This is a genomic window from Undibacterium sp. Ji50W, assembly GCF_049340445.1.
In the GTDB taxonomy this organism is placed as follows: Bacteria; Pseudomonadota; Gammaproteobacteria; order Burkholderiales; family Burkholderiaceae_D; genus Undibacterium.
In genome coordinates this window covers 695,673-716,699 of the sequence record NZ_JBMPOX010000001.1, presented here as the reverse complement: position 1 = coordinate 716,699, position 21,027 = coordinate 695,673, and the positions used below count along the sequence as shown (strand labels likewise).

Annotated in this window: 9 protein-coding genes and 1 pseudogene; all 10 read left to right on the top strand. The window is 50.7% G+C overall.

The genetic code is table 11. The features are described 5' to 3' along the window. Window positions 1-182 precede the first annotated feature (182 nt). The 10 genes and pseudogenes from ACO0K9_RS03235 to ACO0K9_RS03190 all read left to right on the top strand — a co-directional run bounded on the left by ACO0K9_RS03235 (window position 183) and on the right by ACO0K9_RS03190 (window position 20,631). On the top strand, window positions 183-1,139 hold the full coding sequence (locus ACO0K9_RS03235; protein WP_422981692.1) for a cytochrome-c peroxidase: 957 nt from the start codon (window positions 183-185) through the stop codon (window positions 1,137-1,139). Then, entirely contained in the window at window positions 1,136-2,944 is a 1,809-nt protein-coding gene (locus ACO0K9_RS03230) for a DAHL domain-containing protein (protein ID WP_422981690.1), read from the top strand. Before ACO0K9_RS03235 ends, ACO0K9_RS03230 begins: the two co-directional genes overlap by 4 nt. Further along, entirely contained in the window at window positions 2,941-5,676 is a 2,736-nt protein-coding gene (locus tag ACO0K9_RS03225; RefSeq protein ID WP_422981688.1) for an EAL domain-containing protein, read from the top strand. Before ACO0K9_RS03230 ends, ACO0K9_RS03225 begins: the two co-directional genes overlap by 4 nt. Before the next feature lie 44 nt (window positions 5,677-5,720). Beyond that, window positions 5,721-7,133, top strand: coding sequence for an ATP-binding protein (locus ACO0K9_RS03220; RefSeq protein WP_422981686.1), 1,413 nt, complete (start codon window positions 5,721-5,723; stop codon window positions 7,131-7,133). Window positions 7,134-7,357: 224 nt separating this feature from the next. Then, window positions 7,358-8,965, top strand: a complete 1,608-nt coding sequence (locus ACO0K9_RS03215) for a rhamnogalacturonidase (RefSeq protein ID WP_422981684.1) — start codon at window positions 7,358-7,360, stop codon at window positions 8,963-8,965. Window positions 8,966-9,052: 87 nt separating this feature from the next. After that, window positions 9,053-9,910, top strand: a pseudogene (locus ACO0K9_RS03210) (IS6 family transposase). 309 nt (window positions 9,911-10,219) lie between these two features. Next, a complete protein-coding gene (locus ACO0K9_RS03205; RefSeq protein ID WP_422981682.1) occupies window positions 10,220-16,015 on the top strand; it encodes a hypothetical protein in 5,796 nt (1,931 codons plus the stop codon). 2 nt (window positions 16,016-16,017) lie between these two features. Further along, complete coding sequence (locus ACO0K9_RS03200; protein WP_422981680.1) at window positions 16,018-18,012, top strand: YncE family protein; 1,995 nt, start codon at window positions 16,018-16,020, stop codon at window positions 18,010-18,012. Beyond that, window positions 18,009-19,097: an SCO family protein gene (locus ACO0K9_RS03195; RefSeq protein WP_422981678.1), complete on the top strand. Its 1,089-nt coding sequence runs from the start codon at window positions 18,009-18,011 to the stop codon at window positions 19,095-19,097. Before ACO0K9_RS03200 ends, ACO0K9_RS03195 begins: the two co-directional genes overlap by 4 nt. Further along, complete coding sequence (locus ACO0K9_RS03190) at window positions 19,087-20,631, top strand: ABC transporter substrate-binding protein (protein ID WP_422981676.1); 1,545 nt, start codon at window positions 19,087-19,089, stop codon at window positions 20,629-20,631. Before ACO0K9_RS03195 ends, ACO0K9_RS03190 begins: the two co-directional genes overlap by 11 nt. Window positions 20,632-21,027: the final 396 nt, after the last annotated feature.

Below are 21,027 nucleotides of genomic sequence, written 5' to 3'. Positions count from 1 at the left end.
TCCGGTATTTTTGCGGATTACAACGAGGCTGTGTGCTGATCAGTTGTTTCCTAAGGTAATAGCGAAGTGCTAAGACATTCTTATTATAATTTAATAAATTGAATCACCTTTCTTGATTCATAGTATTATTAAATTGCCACCAAATGAACACCATGCATGGAAACCTGTGCAAAGGAAGATCGATGTCTTTCAGTTCTTTGAGATTTGCCATTTTATTAATTTCAGGGTTTTCAAATTCTGCTCTGCCAGCCGCACTGGATGAGCCAATTAAACCCATCCCTTTTTCGCTGAATCAAAATCCAGCCAGAGCAGAAATTGGCCGGCAACTATTTCGTGATCCTATCCTTTCTGGAAACAATAAAATATCCTGCGCAAGTTGCCACAATCTTGAAAAAGGTGGCGCAGATGGTCTGGCGCGCTCTGTCGGCCTGAACGGACAAAAGACCGAAGTCAACACACCTACCGTTTTCAACACAGCATTCAATTTCAAGCAATTTTGGAATGGGCGCGCAGATTCTTTAGAAGCGCAGATCAGTCACGTGATTCAAAACCCTGCTGAAATGGGGGCGAAATGGGAAGAGATCGTACTTAAAGTATCTAAAGATGCAAAGTATCAACAAGCTTTCATTGCATCCTATAAAGATGGAGTTACAAAAGCCAACATACAGGATGCAATTGCCACTTTTGAACGCACCTTGATCACACCCAATTCGCGTTTCGACAAATACCTTCGTGGCGACAATTCAGCCATTTCTGAGGCTGAAAAAATTGGTTACACCAAATTTAAACAGTATGGCTGTATAGCCTGCCATCAAGGTGTCAATGTTGGCGGGAACATGTTTCAAAAATTTGGCGTCATGGGTGACTACTTTAAACAGCGAGGGAATCCAACAGAAGCAGATCTTGGCCGTTATCTTGTCACAAAAGAAGAAGCAGACAAGTACGTCTTTAAAGTACCCGGTCTACGCAATGTTGCGCTGACCGCGCCTTACTTTCACGACGCATCTGCAAAAACACTCGAGGATGCGGTTGACGTTATGTTTAAGTATCAACTTGGACGTGTGGGTTCAAAAGAGGATAAGGAATCCATCGTCAAGTTTCTCAATACATTAACTGGTGAACTCCCCAATAAGCCATGAGAACCAAGCGTAATCCATTCACCTGGCTCTCAATGACAGTTCTGGGCGTGTTGCTTTCCTCAGCACTCTTTTTCTTATATATAAAAACAAAAAATTTCGACCCCGCTCTCTATTTCGAAAACATTGCCCTACTACGTCAAATTAAACAGCTTGACGCACATTGGGAATTGGATGTGATGAAGTCCAAAGTCGGCATCAATAAAACTTACGATCCATTAGTTGATCCGCTCTCAGACCTAGATAAATTGCAGCAACAACTGGATTTGATTGCAGAAAATAACAATCACCATACCAACCTGAAGTTGGAAAATGAAATTAAAATTTTTGAGAAAACCTTACAGAAAAAATCAATTCTGATTGAACGCTTCAAATCTCACAACGCTATCCTTAGAAACTCATTAGCGTTTCTTCCAACTGCTGCTGAAGATATTCAAAGCCTGCGTGCTCAAGCAAAATATGCTGCCAATTTTGAAAAAATTACCGGGAGTGTAAAAAAAATACTACTGGCCAGTCTAGTGTATGACCAGGCAGCGTCGGAGGAGAAAGCAAGCGACATCGAATCTGAGTTAGCTCAATTAATGAGCCTGGCAAAAAATCTCCCGTTAAATTTCACCGAAAGAGTAGACATATTTTCCGCTCACGTACGAACCCTCTTGCGAGAACACGGAATCGTCAATGAACTTTTAAAAGACATCTCCAACGAACCAACTGCTGCGAGCATAGATGCGATCAATAATTCTCTTAATATCGAACAACAACTAAATACGGAATTAAATCAGAAATATCGATATTATCTGTTGCTATTTGCCGCTGCACTGACAGGCTTATTTTTATATGCCGTCATTCGATTAATTCGCAGCAATGCGCTTATACAGCGTATCAATACTGAGCTGCAATATGCAAACGACCATTTGGAACAACGAGTTCAAGAACGCACCCATGAATTAAAAGCTGTGCAAGCTGAATTGATCACCACTGCCCGCCAGGCAGGGATGGCGGAAATTGCCACAAACGTACTGCATAACGTCGGTAATGTTTTAAACAGCGTCAATGTTTCAGCCGAATTAGTCAATAATCGAATTCGTGCATCTAAAATAGCGGGGCTAGGAAAAGCTGTTCAACTTATAGATGAGCATGCCGAAGATTTGGGAGATTTTTTCACCAAAAATCCAAAGGGTAAATTATTACCTGATTATCTTGGGAAATTATCTGTCGCGATGCTCGACGAACAACAAGCAATTATCAACGAACTTGCCCAGCTGGTTAACAGTATTGATCACATCAGAGATATCGTTACTACACAGCAGTCATATGCTGGCACATCAAGCGTGCTCGAATATTGTCAACTTGACGAACTTATTGAAGACGCATTGCGTATAAGTGTAAGTTCATTAGTACGTCACAACGTGAAGATCGTCAAAGAGCTTGACGCTGTCCCGTCTATGTTGCTGGACCGGCATAAAGTGCTGCAGATATTGATTAACCTTATTAGTAACGCAAAAAATGCAATGGCCGGTAAACAAGGTGACCATCATCAGATCACTTTGCGCATGCATCAAGCGCAAGAACAAACCATACAAGTACAGGTCATCGATAACGGCGAAGGCATTCCCCCAGAAAATATCACCCGTATCTTTGCACATGGATTCACCACCCGAAAAAATGGTCACGGCTTTGGGCTGCATAGTTGTGTTTTAGCGGCGAAATCGATGGGTGGAAGTTTAGCGGCAAGCAGCGACGGCGTAGGGAAAGGTGCAGTTTTCACATTCAAGTTTCCGATAAAATCAGGAAAAGAGAGCATATGAATTCACTGAAAAATAGACGCATTTTGCTCATAGACGACATGCCCCCAATTCATGAAGATTTCCGGAAAATTCTCGTAGGAGACTCACCAGTATCAGAACTTGATGATGTAGAAGCGATGTTGTTTGGGACAAAAGCGGACACCTCTTTTGTCGGATTTGAGCTGGATTCTGCGTATCAAGGGCAAGACGGTATGGAGATGGTGCAGAAATCACTGGATGCCAACTTACCCTATGCGATGGCGTTCATAGACATGCGCATGCCGCCTGGCTGGGATGGTGTCGAAACGACAGAACGTCTGTGGCAACTGGACCCAAGGTTGCAGATTGTCATTTGTACCGCGTATTCCGATTATTCCTGGGAAGAAGTATTAACTCGCCTGGATACACGCGACCGTTTATTAATTTTAAAAAAACCTTTTGACCTGATTGAAGTCCGCCAGTTGGCCAACACCCTCACCGCCAAATGGGTCAGCGGCCAACAAGCCGCATTGAAAATGGAGTACCTGGAACAAATTGTTCAAGAACGGACTAAAGAACTTACCAATGAAATGCTGGTGCGAAAAGAAGCACAAGCAAGCCTTGAGATCGCAAATCATAATCTGCAAGAGAGTGAAGAACAATATCGCTTACTCGTTGAATTGTCTCCAGATGCCATCTTGATTGAGCGCTCAGAGAGGGTTGTTTTTGCAAATAGAACTGCTTGTGACATGTTTCGCGTACAGCAAATTGATGACTTGTTAAATCGCTCTATAGCATCACTGTTCGTGTCGCCCCCGCCCTCTGCCACGGTACATCTCAGTACTTTGGAAAAAAATATTGATACTCAGCTTTTAGCCGAAGAATTAGTGCTGTGCCTTGACGGCGACGAGATCCATGTCCTGGTAACGCGTCTTGCCTACACTTATCAAGGAAAATCAGCGACGCAGTTGGTGATACGGGACGCGACCGAACACAAACGGGTACAAAAACAATTGCAATACCAGGCTAACTACGACGCATTAACTGGTTTGCCAAATCGTCATTTGTTAATGGACCGGCTCCATCAGGCACTATCACACGCACAAAGAAACGAAGGGCGTTTAGCGATATGTTTTCTCGACCTGGATCGCTTTAAATGGATCAACGACAATTTGGGACACGCTGCCGGCGATGAATTATTGAAGATAGTTGCACTGCGTATCGGTGCCTGTTTGCGCGAAACGGATACCATTGCTCGTCTAGGTGGGGATGAGTTTGTTTTGCTGCTATATAACCAAAATGGACAGGCGTACGATGTCGAGCTTGCCATTGGTCGCGTTGTAAAAAGCGTGGCCCAACCTTTGATCCTCGCTGGCCGGGCAGTCAACATAAGTTGCAGCATTGGTTGTAGTAATTTCCCGGAAGATGGTATAGATGGAAATGAATTGCTTAAGTTCGCTGACGCCGCCATGTACCGGGCAAAAAAAATGGGGCGCAACAATCTGCAAATTTACAACGAGAATTTGCATCGCCATCTGGATGAACGAAAAAAACTAGCCACCGACCTGCAACGCGCAATTGATGAACGCCAGTTATCGCTAGCGTATCAACCTCAAATCGATTTGCGCAATGGAAAAATAATTGGTGCTGAGGCGCTACTTCGATGGCAACATCCGGAATTGGGCAACATCTCCCCTTCCCTATTTTTACCACTGGCCGAAGAAACAGGTTTAATAGAATCACTAGGTGCATGGACCATAAGGACAGTCTGCGAACAATGCAAAGAATGGCGGGAAGCGGACCTTCCTACCCTATGCATAAGCATTAATCTGTCGGCAAAACAAGTAGAATGGCCCGATCTAAAACAATGCATTGCAGATTGTTTAGCCACGAATAATATAGAACCTTGCCATATTGAATTGGAGTTAGCTGAAAGTACGATCGTTCAAAATATTGAAAAAATTATTTTAATAATGAACGATCTTAAAAGCCTGGGAGTGCAATTGGCGATTGACGACTTTGGTACAGGTTATTCGAACTTGCGATCATTGGCCGCACTGCCAATTGACAAGATCAAGTTGGATGGATCTTTTATCAACGATGTAGTCAGTAGCCCAGACAATCTGGCAATCGCCAATACTATTATTGTGATGGCACATCAACTTGGATTGAAAACAGTTGCCGAAATGGTGGAAACGGCTGGTCAGGTTGCCTTGCTGACTTTAGGTGGTTGCGATCAGGCGCAAGGGTATTTCTTTAGTCCGGCATTGCAAGCTCCAGAATTGATGGCCTTTCTGCAGGCTGGTCCGCTTCTCGTTCCAGAACCCAGATCAAAAGATTGCTTCACCCGGACCCTGCTTGTACTGGATGACGATCCTGGTATGACGCGCGCAGTAGTACGGGGGTTAAGATTTGATGGCTACCGCGTACTATTGGCCAATCGCGCGGAGGAAGCTTTTGAATTACTTGCCTGTAATAATATTGGTGTGGTTTTATGCGATCAACGACTACAGGAAACCACTGGTGTAGAAATGCTAACAAAAATTAGACGTTTGTACCCTGGCACGGTTAGATTACTTTTTAGTGGTTATAAGGAATTTGACGCTATGACTGCAGCAATTAATCAAGGTGCCATCTATAAATTCTTAGGCAAACCTTTCAGTAATCATGAACTTCGAAAAATTTTGGCTGAGGCGTTTGAGGTATATGATCGTAACGTGTCCGAGACCCGACGACAATCAGAAGCATCCATTGCAAAAAGCAGATTGAATTAAGAACTTCCGAAAAATTCAAGAGATGAAAGTGTATAGTTAAATTTATGGACTATTTTTCAAATAGACGTATTTTGCTCATAGACGACATGCCTCAGATCCATGAGGATTTTCGGAAAATTCTCGTTGGGAATTCACCAGAATCGGAACTTGATGATGTAGAGGCGATGTTGTTTGGGACAAAAGCAGATACCTCTTTTGTCGGATTTGAGTTGGATTCAGCGTATCAAGGGCAAGACGGCATGGCGATGGTGCAGAAATCACTGGATGCCAACTTACCTTATGCGATGGCGTTCATAGACATGCGCATGCCGCCCGGCTGGGACGGCGTCGAAACGACAGAGCGCCTGTGGCAACTGGACCCAAGACTGCAGATTGTCATTTGTACCGCGTATTCCGATTATTCCTGGGAAGAAGTATTAACTCGCCTGGATACACGCGACCGTTTATTAATTTTAAAAAAACCTTTTGACCTGATTGAAGTCCGCCAGTTGGCCAACACCCTCACCGCCAAATGGGTCAGCGGCCAACAAGCCGCATTGAAAATGGAGCACCTGGAACAAATTGTTCTAGAACGAAACAGTGAAGTATTGCAGGCAAATAGATTGCTGGAGAATGAAATCAATGAGCGGAAATTATTGGAAAGCCAACTGATACAATCAGAAAAACTGGCCTCTATTGGTCAACTCGCTGCCGGGGTTGCACATGAAATCAATAACCCTATCGGCTTCATATTTTCAAATTTCAGCACTCTGGAAACGTATCTTGAACGGCTATTCAAAATGCTGACTGCCTATGAAAATGCCGAGAGCCACATAACTTCGCCATCACTTGTTACAGAAATAAAAAATTTACGCGAACGCATTGAATTACAGTATTTAAAAGAGGATATTCCCTATCTTATCAACGAATCCAAGGATGGAATAACGCGTGTCAGTAAAATTATTCAAGACCTGAAGGATTTTTCTCGAACAGATACAGCCCAGCAATGGGAATGGGCTGACCTCCATCGAGGTATAGAATCCACGCTAAATATAATAGCTAGCGAAATCAAGTACTCTGCAGATGTAATTAAAGAGTATGGCGCTATCCCTGAAGTGGAATGCATGCCATCTCAAATCAATCAGGTAATCATGAATCTTGTGGTCAATGCGGTGCACGCATCTGTATCGAGCCGGGGTCAAATTACTATCCGGACAGGAACCGGGAATGAGCAGGTCTGGATAGAAATAGAAGACAAAGGCAGCGGTATTCCAGAAGATGTTTTGCCTCGAATTTTTGACCCCTTCTTTACCACTAAACCTATCGGTAAAGGTACAGGATTGGGCCTGTCTTTGTCTTATGGAATCATACAGAAACACAATGGCCACATTGACGTAAGTACGGCGATAGGTCGGGGAACAAAATTCCGTATAATTTTACCAATCAAACATATTGACAATCAGTGCCTTGACGCTTGATGGTTTTGACAGGACTAGCTTTATGAGGCTCCTTGATACTGAATAATCACCGTGCATGTATCCAGGCTAACAGCACCGGGGATCTGCTTCCCCCGTTTTCGCCTCCTCGTAAACGCTCAATGAAATGAGCAGCGCCGGAATCAGAAACTCTCCATAATTTGCCGGGAACATCGCGAACGATTCCCCCCTATTCTTAAAATTTAAAATTCAAATTGAGGCTCTTCATGACCACTGCCCTTGCCACTCGCCGGCATTTTCTTGTCAGCACGATTGCGTTTGCAGGTGTCTTGCCCGCTTTGTCTGTGACTGGTGCGCTGGCTGCGCCTGTAATTCCATCTGTGAATTTATTCGATGTGAAACGCTTTGGTGCAAAAGGGAACGGGTCGGTCGTGGATACCCCGGCGATCAATGCTGCCATTGTGGCGGCATCGAAAGCCGGCGGCGGTACTATCTATTTCCCACCGGGTCGCTATCTGTCCGCCTCCATCCGGCTGAAGAGCAATATCACTCTATACCTCGAAGCGGGAGCAGTGATCGAGGCGGCAGACTGGAAAGTTGCGCCTTATGATGTGCCTGAGCCGAATGAAGCTGGCGGTAAATTTCAGGACGGTGGTCATAGCCATTGGCAAAACAGCCTGATCTGGGGTGTAGACCTGGACAATGTGGCTATCCTGGGTAGTGGGCTGATCCATGGCAAGGGTTTATATAGTGGTCACAACAGGGCTACCGGTGGATACCAGGACAGTACCGACCAACCGGGTGTCGGCAACAAGGCGATCGGGCTACGTGAATGCCGTAATGTCATCTTGCGGGATTTCTCAATTTTGCATGGAGGTCATTTCGGTATCCTGGCAACTGGCTGCAGCAATATGCTGATAGACAATCTCAAGATAGATAGCAATCGTGATGGCATGGACATTGATGCCTGCAATAATGTGCGCATCAGTCGCTGTAGCCTGAATACGCCCTGGGACGATGCGATTGTGTTGAAGGCCTCGTATGGACTGGGTCGCCTGCAAGCCTGCGAAAACATTACGATTTCTGATTGCATGGTGTCAGGTAATTTCGATGAGGGAAGCATGCTTGATGGCAGTTTCAAACGCAGCGTGCCTGACTATAAATCCGGCAAATACGGACGCATCAAACTGGGCACGGAATCAAACGGGGACTTCAAAAACATCACTATTACCAACTGCATTTTTGATGAATGCCGGGGGCTGGCGATTGAAAGCGTGGATGGCTCACACATAGAAGACATCACGATTTCTAACATCACCATGCGCAATGTAGCGAACGACCCGATCTTCATTCGTCTGGGCGCACGCTTGCGCGCTCCAGGCAAACCAGTTGTCGGTACCATCAAGCGCATCAACATCAGCAATATCGTCGTATCGGGCGCGCATGGTGATTATGCGAGTACCATTACGGGTCTTCCCGGTCATGCTGTCGAGGATATCCAGATCAGCAATGTGCAGATTGAAACGCAGGGCGGTGGCGATGCGGCGTGGAGTGCGCTGGTACCGCCGGAAAACGCCAAAAATTATCCAGAGCCCGGCATGTTCGGCAAGCCGCCGGCGTATGCCTTCTTTTTGCGCCACGTGAAGTCCGTCGACATGCATCACGTCAAGGTCGGCTATACCAGCCCTGAAGGCCGCACTGCCATTGTTCTTGATGATGTCAGTGATGCCTATTTCAGTGCGCTCAATCTGCAGCGTGGTCAGGGCGATGCTGCGCTGTTCGATCTGCGCGGCGTCACTGATTTCTCTGCCAAGGATATTCGTGGCATGGCTGACCGCGTGCTGCCGCAGCAGGTGACGGCGCTGAAGTTGTAATGAATGGGTAGGGAGGGATTTTTCGGCATGATGCTTTTACGGGTTCTGTTGCGGTAAGGCGAAAGTCGGAGTGCTAGAATGGCATTCATGAAATCACTGTCGATCCAATTGGAAGAATCCGTTCTTCGTAGAGTACTCAAGCGCTTGCATTATCCGCTTGATGTGATGTTGTTGTGTGTACGTTGGTATGCGACGTATGCGCTGAGTCTGCGCAATCTAGAGGAGATGATGGCCGAGCGCGGTGTGGAAGTTGATCACACCACGGTGCATCGGTGGGCGTTGAGGATCTTGCCGGTCTAGGTCAAGGTGCTTCGCCATCGCAAGCGGCCGGTTGGCCGCAGTTGGCGAATGGATGAGACTCTTAAGCAAACATTCTAAGTCATTGATTTTCAATGAGTAAAAATCTCGTGTTTGCTTCGGCACGATTTTCGGCAGCAAGCCGATTACTACGCTTACATCCAAGTCGGCAAGCAGTGGAAATATCTGTATCGAGCAGTAGACAGACTTGGTCACACCGTGGACTTTCTGCTCACGGCCAAACGCGATCACGCTGTGGCACGACGCTTCTTCGAACGGGCAATAGGGGTGCACGATGTGCCAGAGAAAATCACGATTGACAAGAGCGGCGCCAACACGGTGGCGGTGCATAGTATGGTCGCCGACAGCGGCGTTGACATCATGTTGCGCCAATCGAAATACTTGAAAAATCTTGTAGAACAAGGCCATAAAGCTATAAAGCTATAAAGCCATAAAGCCATAAAGCCATAAAGCCATAAAGCCATAAAGCGAATAACCCGTCCCATGCTCGGCTTTAAAAACTTCCACTGCGCCGCCAAAATCATCGCTGGCATTGAGACGATGCACATGATCAAGAAGGGGCAACTGCAATGCTCCAACGGGGAAGTTGCGTCCGCTACCCAACAATTCTATAGCTTGGCCTTTTGATTTCTGGGCAGATTGCTCGACTCAACTCAACGTCAAATCCTTATTGCAACACAACCCCTTTTTATGGTTGCCTATGTGAAACGTCAACAGACCCCATTATTTTTATCAAAATATATTTACTTTTATTTAATTAAAACTTAGTATAATATTCATATTATCTAATTTACCATTTTCTGGTTTGCACGGAATAGGTAAAACAAGCGGTGTGATTTGGGGTTTCCATTCATCAAATTTAGTGGGGGGGTTTCTTCCATGAATTATCGCCTTCGTTCTTCTGCCAAATCTGTGCTGTCCCTCATAACGTGTGTCATGGCGATTGTACTGAGTCACAGCTCCAGTGCAAACAATCTGGCATCGAATGCGGCCAGTGCCAAAACGATTTTCGTCGATGTAGTCGCGCTTGATCAGCCTTGGTGGTTCAACCGCCTTGGCGCGTCGCAACCCAACGGCAAAATGTTCGCACTCAGACGCGATGTGGTATCCACTGGTACGGGCGCTTGCGCAGCACCGGTACTGTGCGCTGGGCAGGTTGCATTGCGCGCCGATAAGCGTCCGCGCCCAATTGTTTTGCGGGTGGCGGTTGGCCAAACGCTAGAAATCAAGTTTACCAATCTTCTCACCTCATCGGGGGGCGTTGGCACAACGTCGGCTGGTGTGCATATCGCGGGCCTTGAATTGGATGCGAATGGCGTTGCAACTGCATTTGCACCTGGCAATCCCCCACAGTCTGGGCCGGGCATCAATAATGACGCCACTTGGGTTGGCAAAAATGCCAATGCCTACGCTGCCCCCAACCAGCAGATGAGCTACCGCTATATCGCAAAGGAAGAAGGTACTTACATGCTGTACAGCGCTGCGGGTGACTGGAACGGCCAGTTGGCAGCGGGTTTGTTCGGCGCGGTGGTGGTTGAGCCGCCTAATTCCGAGTGGTATCGCAGTCAAGTGACCAACGCCGATATGCTGCTGGCTTCAACCCAGACTTTGCCTGACGGACGCCCACTGATTAACTACAACGCCATCTTTTCATCTGGTAACCCGCGTGCCGGGCAGCCCATTTTGAAGATGACGCAGCCCATTGACGATGGTCGCGACGAGCTGATCTACACCGACCTCGGTGCGATTGTCACTGGCCCTGGCGGGGGCGAATTCCCGTTTACCGAAAAGGGGCCAGACTTTTACGCAAATCCTACCTACCCCGGACGGCGTCAACCGTTCCGCGAATTTGCCGTGATGTATCACGAAGTTTTCAGTACCGCTCAGCAGGCGTTTCCACAGTTTAATAGTGGTCCGCTCAGCAGTGTTCTCGGTGCAGGCAGTGATTCTTTCGCCATCAACTATGGCGCAGCGGGTATTGGTGCCGAGGTGCTGGCTAGTCGGTTGGGGGTCGGCCCTATGGGCGGCAAACAGTCGGTTGACTTGAAGTTTGAAGAGTTTTTCCTGAGTTCTTGGTCTAATGGTGATCCTGCGATGGTGGTCAATGTGCCTGCCAACGCTGTCACGCCCTTTACCGCTGGTGGCGCTGCAGTGCCCCCCCCCACCGGGACGCCAATAAGTTCACCTGTTTCGCCAGTTCCCGCAAGCATGCGTGCCACCAAGGCCTACTATCCTGATGATCCCTCCAACGTCTATCACAGCTATATGCGCGATCATGTGACCATGCGTCTGCTGCATACCGGGCAGGGTATTACCCATGTCCACCACTTGCATGCACACCAGTGGTTACGTTCGCCCAACAGCGATGATTCGCATTACCTCGATAGTCAATTGATTGCGCCCGGCTCGACCTATTCACTTGAAATGGCTTTTAATGGTAGTGGCAACCTGAACGAAACGGCTGGTGATTCGATTTTCCATTGCCATTTCTACCCCCATTTTGCCGGTGGTATGTGGGCGTTGTGGCGGGTACATGACGTTTTTGAAGCGGGTACCAGGCTTGATGCCAATGGCATACCAACCCCCGGCTGGAACCGCGCTTTGCCTGACGCTGAAATCACCGCTGGCACACCGATACCAGCCATCGTCCCACTGCCGACGCTGGCCATGGCCCCTGCGCCTGCCTTGGTGCAGTTGATCGACAAGGGCACACGGGTCGAAGTTAGCGCGAAAGGCCAGACCGTTAGCGGCGAGCCGATTTATGACAATCCGGGATATCCATTCTTTGTCCCTGGTGTGTCAGGCCACCGTGCGCCCCATCCACCGATCGACTTCGCATGGGAAGAGCTCAACGGCAAGCCCAAACTTGATGCCTCAGGCAATAAAATTTACCTTGACGGCGGCTTGCCGCGTCATCAGGTGGTGGACGGCACCATCGTGCACGAGTTGCATACGCGCTGGGATTTCAGCAAGGATTTCATCGCCTACGACAAAATGGGCGCGCCCATCGCTGGCGGCCTGGTTGCTTTCGCACTGCCAGAAGAAGGCACGGCGGTCGAAAAAGCGGCGATGGCAGCGCATTCGACGCGCACCCGTGCGTCGGTGCAGCCCAACGGCGCGCCCGGTAATTTCACCCTCAACGGCTTGCCACCCGTGCCCGGTGCACCATTTGCTAATCCCGGTGTCAATAGCAATGGCAATGGCCTGAGTTTGGGCAATACCCGGCGCTATCAGGCAGCGGCTATCCAGACCGATGCAGTACTGACAAAACAAGGCTGGCATTATCCGCAACAGCGCATGCTGACCTTATGGCAGGATGTCGCCCCGACCTTGAAAGGTGAGCGCGCGCCTCAACCGCTGTTTTTCCGCGCCAACAGCAACGAGACAGTCGAATTTTGGCACACCAATTTAGTGCCTGACTACTATGATCTCGATGATTTTCAAGTGCGTACGCCGACTGACATCATCGGCCAGCATATTCACCTCGTGAAGTTCGATGTGCTCGCCTCCGACGGTGCAGGTAATGGCTGGAACTACGAAGACGGCACCTTCAGTCCCGATGAAGTACGTGGCCGCATCGATGCGCTGAACTTGCAGGGTGGTATTTTTAACTTCGATGCCAAAACCCAGTTCAAGGGAACCATACAGACTAAGCTCACCGCGAAACCCGCGCCCGCGGTTTTCGGTCAGGCACCGCTTGGTCAAAATTGGGTGGGCGCACAGACCACGATACAACGCTGGCAGACCGATCCCATCGAAAACAACCAAGGTGACGACCGCACCCTGCGCACCGTGTTCACACATGATCATTTTGGCCCATCGACCCACCAACAGGTCGGCCTGTACGGTGGCCTGTTGGTCGAACCGCAAGGCTCCAGGTGGTTTGATCCAATTTCGGGCGGTTTGCTCTATGACAAAGCGCAACGTAGCGATGGAGGTCCAACCAGTTGGCAGGCCAACATTGTGACTGCCAATTCGGCCGACAGCTATCGCGAATTTGCCCTGGAGTTTGCCGACTTCCAGCTCGCCTACACGGCAGGCAGCCCGTCCGTGCGTAGTGTGCCCACGGCACCACTGTTCACCACGGTGTTCAGTCCAGTACCCGTGGTCGGCCCGGTTACCCCTGCGATCAGCACCTATTTTGCAAATAACGGCGTGACCCTCGCAGCCAATGCGAAAATTATTGCCAAGGGTTCTGATCTCCTCATCGAGAGCGAGAAAGTCATCGGCGTGCCTGACAACTACTTGTTAAAACCCGCGCCAGCGCCCGCTGTTACTGGCACCTATCAGGTAGTGCCACAAAATAGCCCGGTCGGCTGGTCGTCACCTCGGTTCGCCATCAACGCGACTGGTACCGATCCAGTCAACCAATCTAGTGGCGCGCCGTTTCCGACGCTCATCAGTACCCCTGCAGCGCCGGGCACGTTTTCGCTGAACTACCGTGCCGAACCCATTCCAGCACGGGTGTGGAATCCAACTACTGGCCAGGTAGCTTCAACCAATCACGAAGGCGACCTGTCGTTTGCGTATACATCAATCATCCGTGCCGATAAATCACTCAACGTGCAGCCACTCCCAGGCGCACCAATTGATATAAAGAATCCTGCTGGCTTCAAGTTCCCCGCCAATATTGCGCCAACCATGAATGGCAGCGGTGCACCGGCAGACTATGCGAAAGTGCAGCCCACCGACCCCTTTACACCGATACTTCGCGCCTATGCGGGCGACAAGGTGCAGGTACGGACACTGGTGGGCGCGCATCATAACCCGCATTTCTTTTCCATCGATGGGGTAAAGTGGCTCTACGAACCCGACTCTGCCAACACGGGGTTCCGCAACAACCAACCCATGGGTATCTCTGAACACTACGAGATGTTGTTCCAGTTGCCCTTGGCGACCGCAGCGACCAAGATGCCTTTTGCAGATCACCTGTATAACGCTAGCGCAGGCACTGATGGCATCACCAATGGCTTGTGGGGATTCATGCGCTCCTATAAGCAAAAAGTGGATCAGTTGGTGCCGTTGCCCAACAACCTCCCGCCCGCCACACCCATGGTTGCCACTATCGAGCCACCACCAGGTGCCAAGGTGCGTAGTTTTACAGTCGTCGCGACTACTGCAAAGCAGGCACTTGTAGGCGGCACGCTGGTGTACAACAACCGTGGTCAAGTTATAAAGAATGGCATAAAGCCAGTCCCTGGATCAGCGAATAACATTCAAAATCCGAATGCGTTGATCTACTTCCGTGCGGAAGACCTTACCTCGCCCGACGCCAAGGGGAAACTCAAACCCGGTGTGCCGATCGAACCGCTGATCCTACGTGCCGCTGCGGGCGAATGGATTAAGCTAACCCTCATCAACGCGTTCAAGCCCAGCGAATTGCCTGCTGTTTTTAAATCTAACACGGAAGCATTGGCACCTTACGGCAACAGTCAGTTCTTCGTGATTCCCGCGCAATCGCTACCCTCGCCAGCCACAGTGACGACAAACCTGATCAGCGAATTCAAGGCTGCCGGTTACACGCTGTTATCCACGGCGACGATCACCAATACCACGCAGCAAGGTTTCACCACTTGGAGCATCACACCACCTGTTGGAGCTAGCGGTGCTGGCAATATGAACTACGCGCTCACGCTCAATGGCGACAAAATCCTGGTCAGCCCCACGATCATGATGAACACATCGCCGCAGGTCGGCCTCAACCCACAAGTTGTTGGCTATGACATCACGCGTGGTAATGGCTTGAATGTCGGCTTTAATTCAACTGTCACCGTTGCGCCAGGCCAGACTGCGGCCCCCGTCTATTGGTATGCCGGAACGCTGGAATTTGAAAACGGCAAGCTCAAGGAGACGCCCGTTGAACTTGGCGCCATCAACCTCAATCCATCTGATCCGCTGTTGCAGCATACTCAAGGCTTGGTTGGTGCATTGGTCATTGAACCAGAAGGTGCGACTTGGAAGGAAGACAGCAATATGCGCGCTGCGGCAACGGTGGCCTATGGTAAAAAAACCTTCCGTGATTTTGTGATGGTTGCACAAGATGATTTGAATCTGCAGACCGGTACTTCAGGGGGGGAGGCTACGCACGCCATCAACTATGGTACTGAGCCAATGGCGTATCGTTTTCCGGCTAGCTTAAGTCTAGCAACCAATGTCAAAGCCGCCACCTCGAACTGGCAAGTTGGCAATGTCGATCCACAAACGCCGATTTACACCGCCCCACCCGGTAGTGAAGTACGCTTTCGCATGCTCCATCCAGCCAGTGGCTCCGGTGCGGATGGTGAAACGCTGACCATCGACGGTCACGTTTTCCAGGAAGAACCGTACTCCAACGACAGCCGCACAATAGCGTACAACCCGCTCTCGCAATGGTTTGGCGCGCGCGGCGGGCACGGTGCCAGGAATCGCTTTGAAGCCGTGATCGCTAGTGCAGGAGGCGAAAAGAAGGTGAAGGGGGATTACCTCTATCGGTCATTGATTACCTTCGGTGGTGGGGATTTTGTCGCAGGCCAATGGGGTATCTTCCGTGTCCAAGACGACAAGGGATCGCGGGCGACGATCTTGCCTGTCCAGGCTGACGGCAGCAACCTGCTCAAGAGCGCCACTGATGTCGAAGAACAGGCTGTAAGCAAACAAGCCGTTGTTGAAGAATCGGCCATCGTGAAGCGTTTTAAAAATCGTAATAAAACACATAAACAGCGCTTGGCAGACTTGTCTGAGGCAGTGAAATAGTGATGCCTAGCTCACGCATTGCGGTTTTTTGTTGCGGCTCTTTGCTGGCAAGCGCATTGCTTGCCAGTCAGCCCCAGGCTGCGGACAGTGCGACGGCCCTCAATACCACGGTGCGAGACGGTGTGGCAGTCGCTTTTTCCCTGCTGCCGGTGAATCCGGCGACGGGGGCGGTTGGCACAGCAACGGCCAGGGAGGCAGCGCGGGTGCGCTTCACCATCACCGACACCACCAGCGGCAAACCACTGACACGGCTACACCCGGCGGCATGGTTGAGCCGACGCGGAATTGAAAACCAAAACCAAACTGGTGATTTTCGTCCACACTCGCTAACGGAAAAGGTTCAAGAATTATTAGGTGGCTCGATTTTCTCCAAGGCCGACGCCGACTTCAACTCGTTTCAAGTCCTCACACTCAACGATGATGCCAGCATCACCGTGGTTGACCCGCTGTTTGGCTTTGGCGGCACGAAACTGCTAGCCCTGATTCCGCTGCCAGGCATCGGTACTGACTGGGTGTTCAATGCCAGTAGCACATTGCTTTACGTCACCACGGCTGCCACAGATAAGCTTGCCGTCATCGATACCGCTAGCTGGACAGTATCGACCACCCTCACCCCTTGCGCTAAACCGAGCCGACTGGTACTGCAGCCGGACGCTCATTATGTGTGGGTTGACTGTGCGGCGGCAGATGACGCGCGAGCCGGTGTCGCCGTCATGGCAGCTGACCGGCCTGAAGTCGTCACGCGTATCGTCACCGGGAACGGTCAGCACCACATCGCGTTTTCTGCCGATAGCCGTTGGGCCTTTGTTGCCAATGAGCAGGACCAAACACTCTCGGTAATTGACGTACACAGCCTGAAAAAAGTGCGCGACCTCAAACTTGCCGACCGTCCCACCGGCATTGCCTATTCTGCGCTGAGCGATTCGGTGTATGTGTGGAGTCAAACCAGGGATAGCATCACGGTGGTCGATGCCAGCACACAGAAAGTCGCAGCACACGTACCGGCCGTGGCAGGAATGGCGCAAATTCGCTTTGCGCCGGGCGACCGTTATGGCCTGATCACTGCCCCGAACCAGAATCTATTGTTGATTCTTGACGCGGTAAGCAACCGCATTATTCAGCGCGCCAGTATCGATCAAGCGCCAGAGCAAGTCGCCTTTTCCAGCGATATGGCGTTCGTGCGACGGCGCGGCAGCGCCAGCGTGGGTATGATTCCGCTCAAAGAAATCGGTCGCGAGGGCCTGGCCTTACCGCTTGCCGAGTTCGTCGGTGGCGAACACGCTTTCGGCCCCCGCTCCAATCTGGCTGACAGCATTGTTCCAGCCCCTGGCGAAACCGCTGTTGTCGTCACTAATCCCAAAGATAAATCGCTCTACTATTACATGGAAGGCATGGCTGCACCGATGGGCACCTTCGATAACTATGGCCGCGAACCGCGCGCCGTTCTGGTGCTTGACCGCAGCCTGCGTGAAGTGCTTCCTGGCGTATACGAAACCACCGCTGCGCTTCCCGCTGCGGGGGTGTATGACACCATTTTTTTCCTGTCCTCTCCAAGGATCATCCACGCTTTCGGTACTAACATTGTCGAGAGTCCGGTACCAAATAAGGTACTGACTGGCCCGACAACGACATTGGTGGCATTGCCGAACCAGACCATCGTTCCGGGGCAAATCGCACGGTTGACTTTTCGCTTCGGTTCAAGCTCAAGCTCAAGTTCAAGCTCAAGCTCAAGTCCAAATTCTAGCTCACCCAATGCAGCCCTGCCCGTCGTGCCGCCTGATCTTACTTTGCGTGCAGTGCTGGCCCCCGGAACCTGGCACCAGCGCCATAACATGACCCTCTTGCCCGACGGCTCGGTGACGTTCGAGTTTACCCCGCCCAGCCCAGGCTTGTATTACTTTTACGCCGAATCGGCGGCGCTGGGGAAAGCACTCAATAGCGCGCCCTGCCTGGTGCTCCAATCGGTCGAAAAAAACCTCGAAAAGCCACCATTATGACCCGTTTGCGATCTTTGTCAGGAATGCTTTTTTTGATGATTTTAATCGCCTTTGGTACGGGATTGGTCTGGGCTCCGACGGTCGCGGCTGCGACATCAGACCCGCTTCCCGACATTGAAGTGCAGGATCAATCCGGGCGGACGTTGCATTTTTACCGCGATCTTGTAAAGGGAAATGTGGTTGCCGTGAATTTTATTTTCACCGGCTGCAGTGCGGTTTGTCCGCTACTTGGGGCTAGTTCGGCGGCACTCAGTCGTGAATTAGAAAAAAATCGCGACCCGCATCAACGTGTAATCTCGATCAGCATCGACCCTGGCACCGACACGCCCAAACACCTACGTGAATGGAAGAGCCATTTCGGCGCTGCCCCCGATTGGACACTGGTCACCGGGAAAGAACGCGACATCAACACCTTGTTGCGGGCGCTGCAGGTCTATTCAGCCGATAAAAACCTCCACAGCGGGAATTTTCTGCTGGGAAATCCTGATACGAATACGTGGCGGCGCATCGAAAGCAGCACCGCACCTAGCGTTTTGGCTCAAACCATGCGGGAACTCGCCAGTGCGAAAGCGGCAAACATCTCAGCAACGCCGCCAAGCGCCGCCGCCAGCTATTTCCCCGACTTACAGCTGCTTGACCAAAATGGCAATGCACGTCGTTTCTACAGCGATTTGGTCAAAGGCCGTGTCGTCGTGATTAGCACTTTTTTTTCGGAATGCAGCGCGACCTGCCCGATGACCTTCGCACAACTCGCTCGCATTCAAGCACAATTGGGTGATCGGCTAGGCCAAGACGTTTTTTTCTTGTCCATTACCGTTGATCCGCTGACTGACACACCGAAAAAACTAAAGGATTACGCCAGACAGCTGGGTGCCAAGCCCGGTTGGCTGTTTCTGAGTGGTGATCATGCCAACGTTAATCGAGTACTCGAAAAGCTAGGTCAATTTGTCAAGTCACGTGATGCACATTCCAATCTTCTCCTCATCGGCAATGAAAAAACCGGGCTGTGGAAGAAGGCCAACGGCTTGGCTTCGGCTAACGAACTACTGCCCATCGTCGCCAGTGTCATGAACGATGGCCACTAAGCTGGCGGCCAGTCACAACCCTGCAACACGATTTCGATGGCAAAGCGGTATTTCGTCCATTTTTTTCACTTGCCTGATCGCATTCATATCAATCGACGCAGTATGTGCGCAAGCATCGGAAGCACAACTGTCGAGCGAGTTGGCGCGCGGCCAGAGCATCTATCATCAAGGGCGGCATCAGGATGGGCGGCCCCTCACAGCGCTTAGTGGCGACAGCAGTGCCCCGCTACCAAATGCTTTCGTGGCCTGCGTCAACTGCCACGGCTATCAGGCGCGGGGCAAAACTGAAGGCGGCATCACATCGGGTGACATCCGTTGGGGTGTACTTTCTAAACCCTACGACCTTGTTCGGCCCGACGGTCGCCATCGCGCCCCTTATAACGCGACAAGTTTCTTCATTGCGCTTACCACAGGCAAGGACCCGAGCGGCCAGGCGCTCAATTCAAGCATGCCGCGTTTCGATTTGTCCGCAATGGAAACAAGGGATTTGCTGGCTTATCTAAAAAACCTGACTCCTGCGGATGAAGGTGTGGGCGACGATATCATCCGTATTGGAATCGCGTTGCCAACCGATCCCAAACTCGCCAGGCGGGCGCAATCAGATCAGAAATTGTTGAATGCCTGGGTCGAGAACGTCAACCGCAAAGGGGGCGTTTTTCGACGCCGCCTCGTTTTAGTCATGAATGTCGCCACGCCCCGACCAGGTACGCCACCAGTACTGGCGGTTCTGGCTAGTGATACCAATACTGCATCGACTCCCCCGACAATGCCAGTAGTGGCTGTGCTTGCTGATTCATTAGCCCCATATAGTCGCTACCACTTTTCCCTCTATCCAGGCAGCCTGGAGAGGATTAGGACGTTGGCCAGCTATGCCACACCGCTCAAGCGTTCGGCGGCGTTGCCGCTTGCCATTGTTTATCCTGAGCGAGCAACATCTAGCGCGTTGCTGGATGGCGCAATCACCGCTATACAGCCGCTCACTAAAGTCAGGCCAACGCCGATCTTAGCAACTGGGGTTGATGAAGTGGTAGCAAATTTGCGCGCCGAGGGTATCGAAAGCGTACTACTTCTGGGTAACGAGATGTATTTTCAAGATTTTATCGCCAGTGCAAGTCGCCAACAATGGCAGCCATTACTACTTTGGGAAGAGATGCCAGAACATCTGCCGGGAAATGCTAACCAAATGCGTGCCGTCACGACCACACCGGCATTGGCGGCCGATATCAGCACCGAGGCACGCGCTGTGTATGCCCGCTGTGTCGGTCACGCTGGCAGCAACGCGCATGAGCAAGTGCGGCAGCTTGGTTTGCTGGCGGCCGCCCAGCTTTTGCTTGTCGCGCTGGAAAATACTGGACGCACCTTAGACCGAGAGCGCTTGGTGGATACGCTGGAAGAAATGCACGAATTTCGTAGCGGGTTCGCACCACGCGGCGGTTTTGGTGTAAAACGTCACCGCGCAGCTTCTGGTCTGTATGTGATACCGCTGCCGGGGTCGCCATTTCAAGCAGCACCGACTTGGATGGGGCTTGATTGAACCTGTGATCGTTCGTGCTAAATACCTTCTTGGAATCGGGGTGTAGGTTGCAGTGCGGCAAGCCACGCAGCGGCGGTCTGTAACAAAAATGAAAAGCGCAAAATTACGTGTAAACCAGTGCAAGGTTTTGCGCGCCCTTACAGCAAGAATTAAGGCTGTAATCGGCAATCGGGTCGAACTAACCGGATTGCGCTAATGCGCTGGTACGCGAAGGCAAGATGCATCGTTGGCCGTACATTGTGCCTCCCTGCTCTTTTTAGCGATATAGATCACTGCTTGTGACTGCATGATCTGATGCAAGGTTTCAACGCGACTCTTCCCCTTTCCCTTTTCCGTACTCTGGCCCTGACCCAGGTCAGGTAACAACACCAGAAACTCTTCCTCACCATAGCGCTC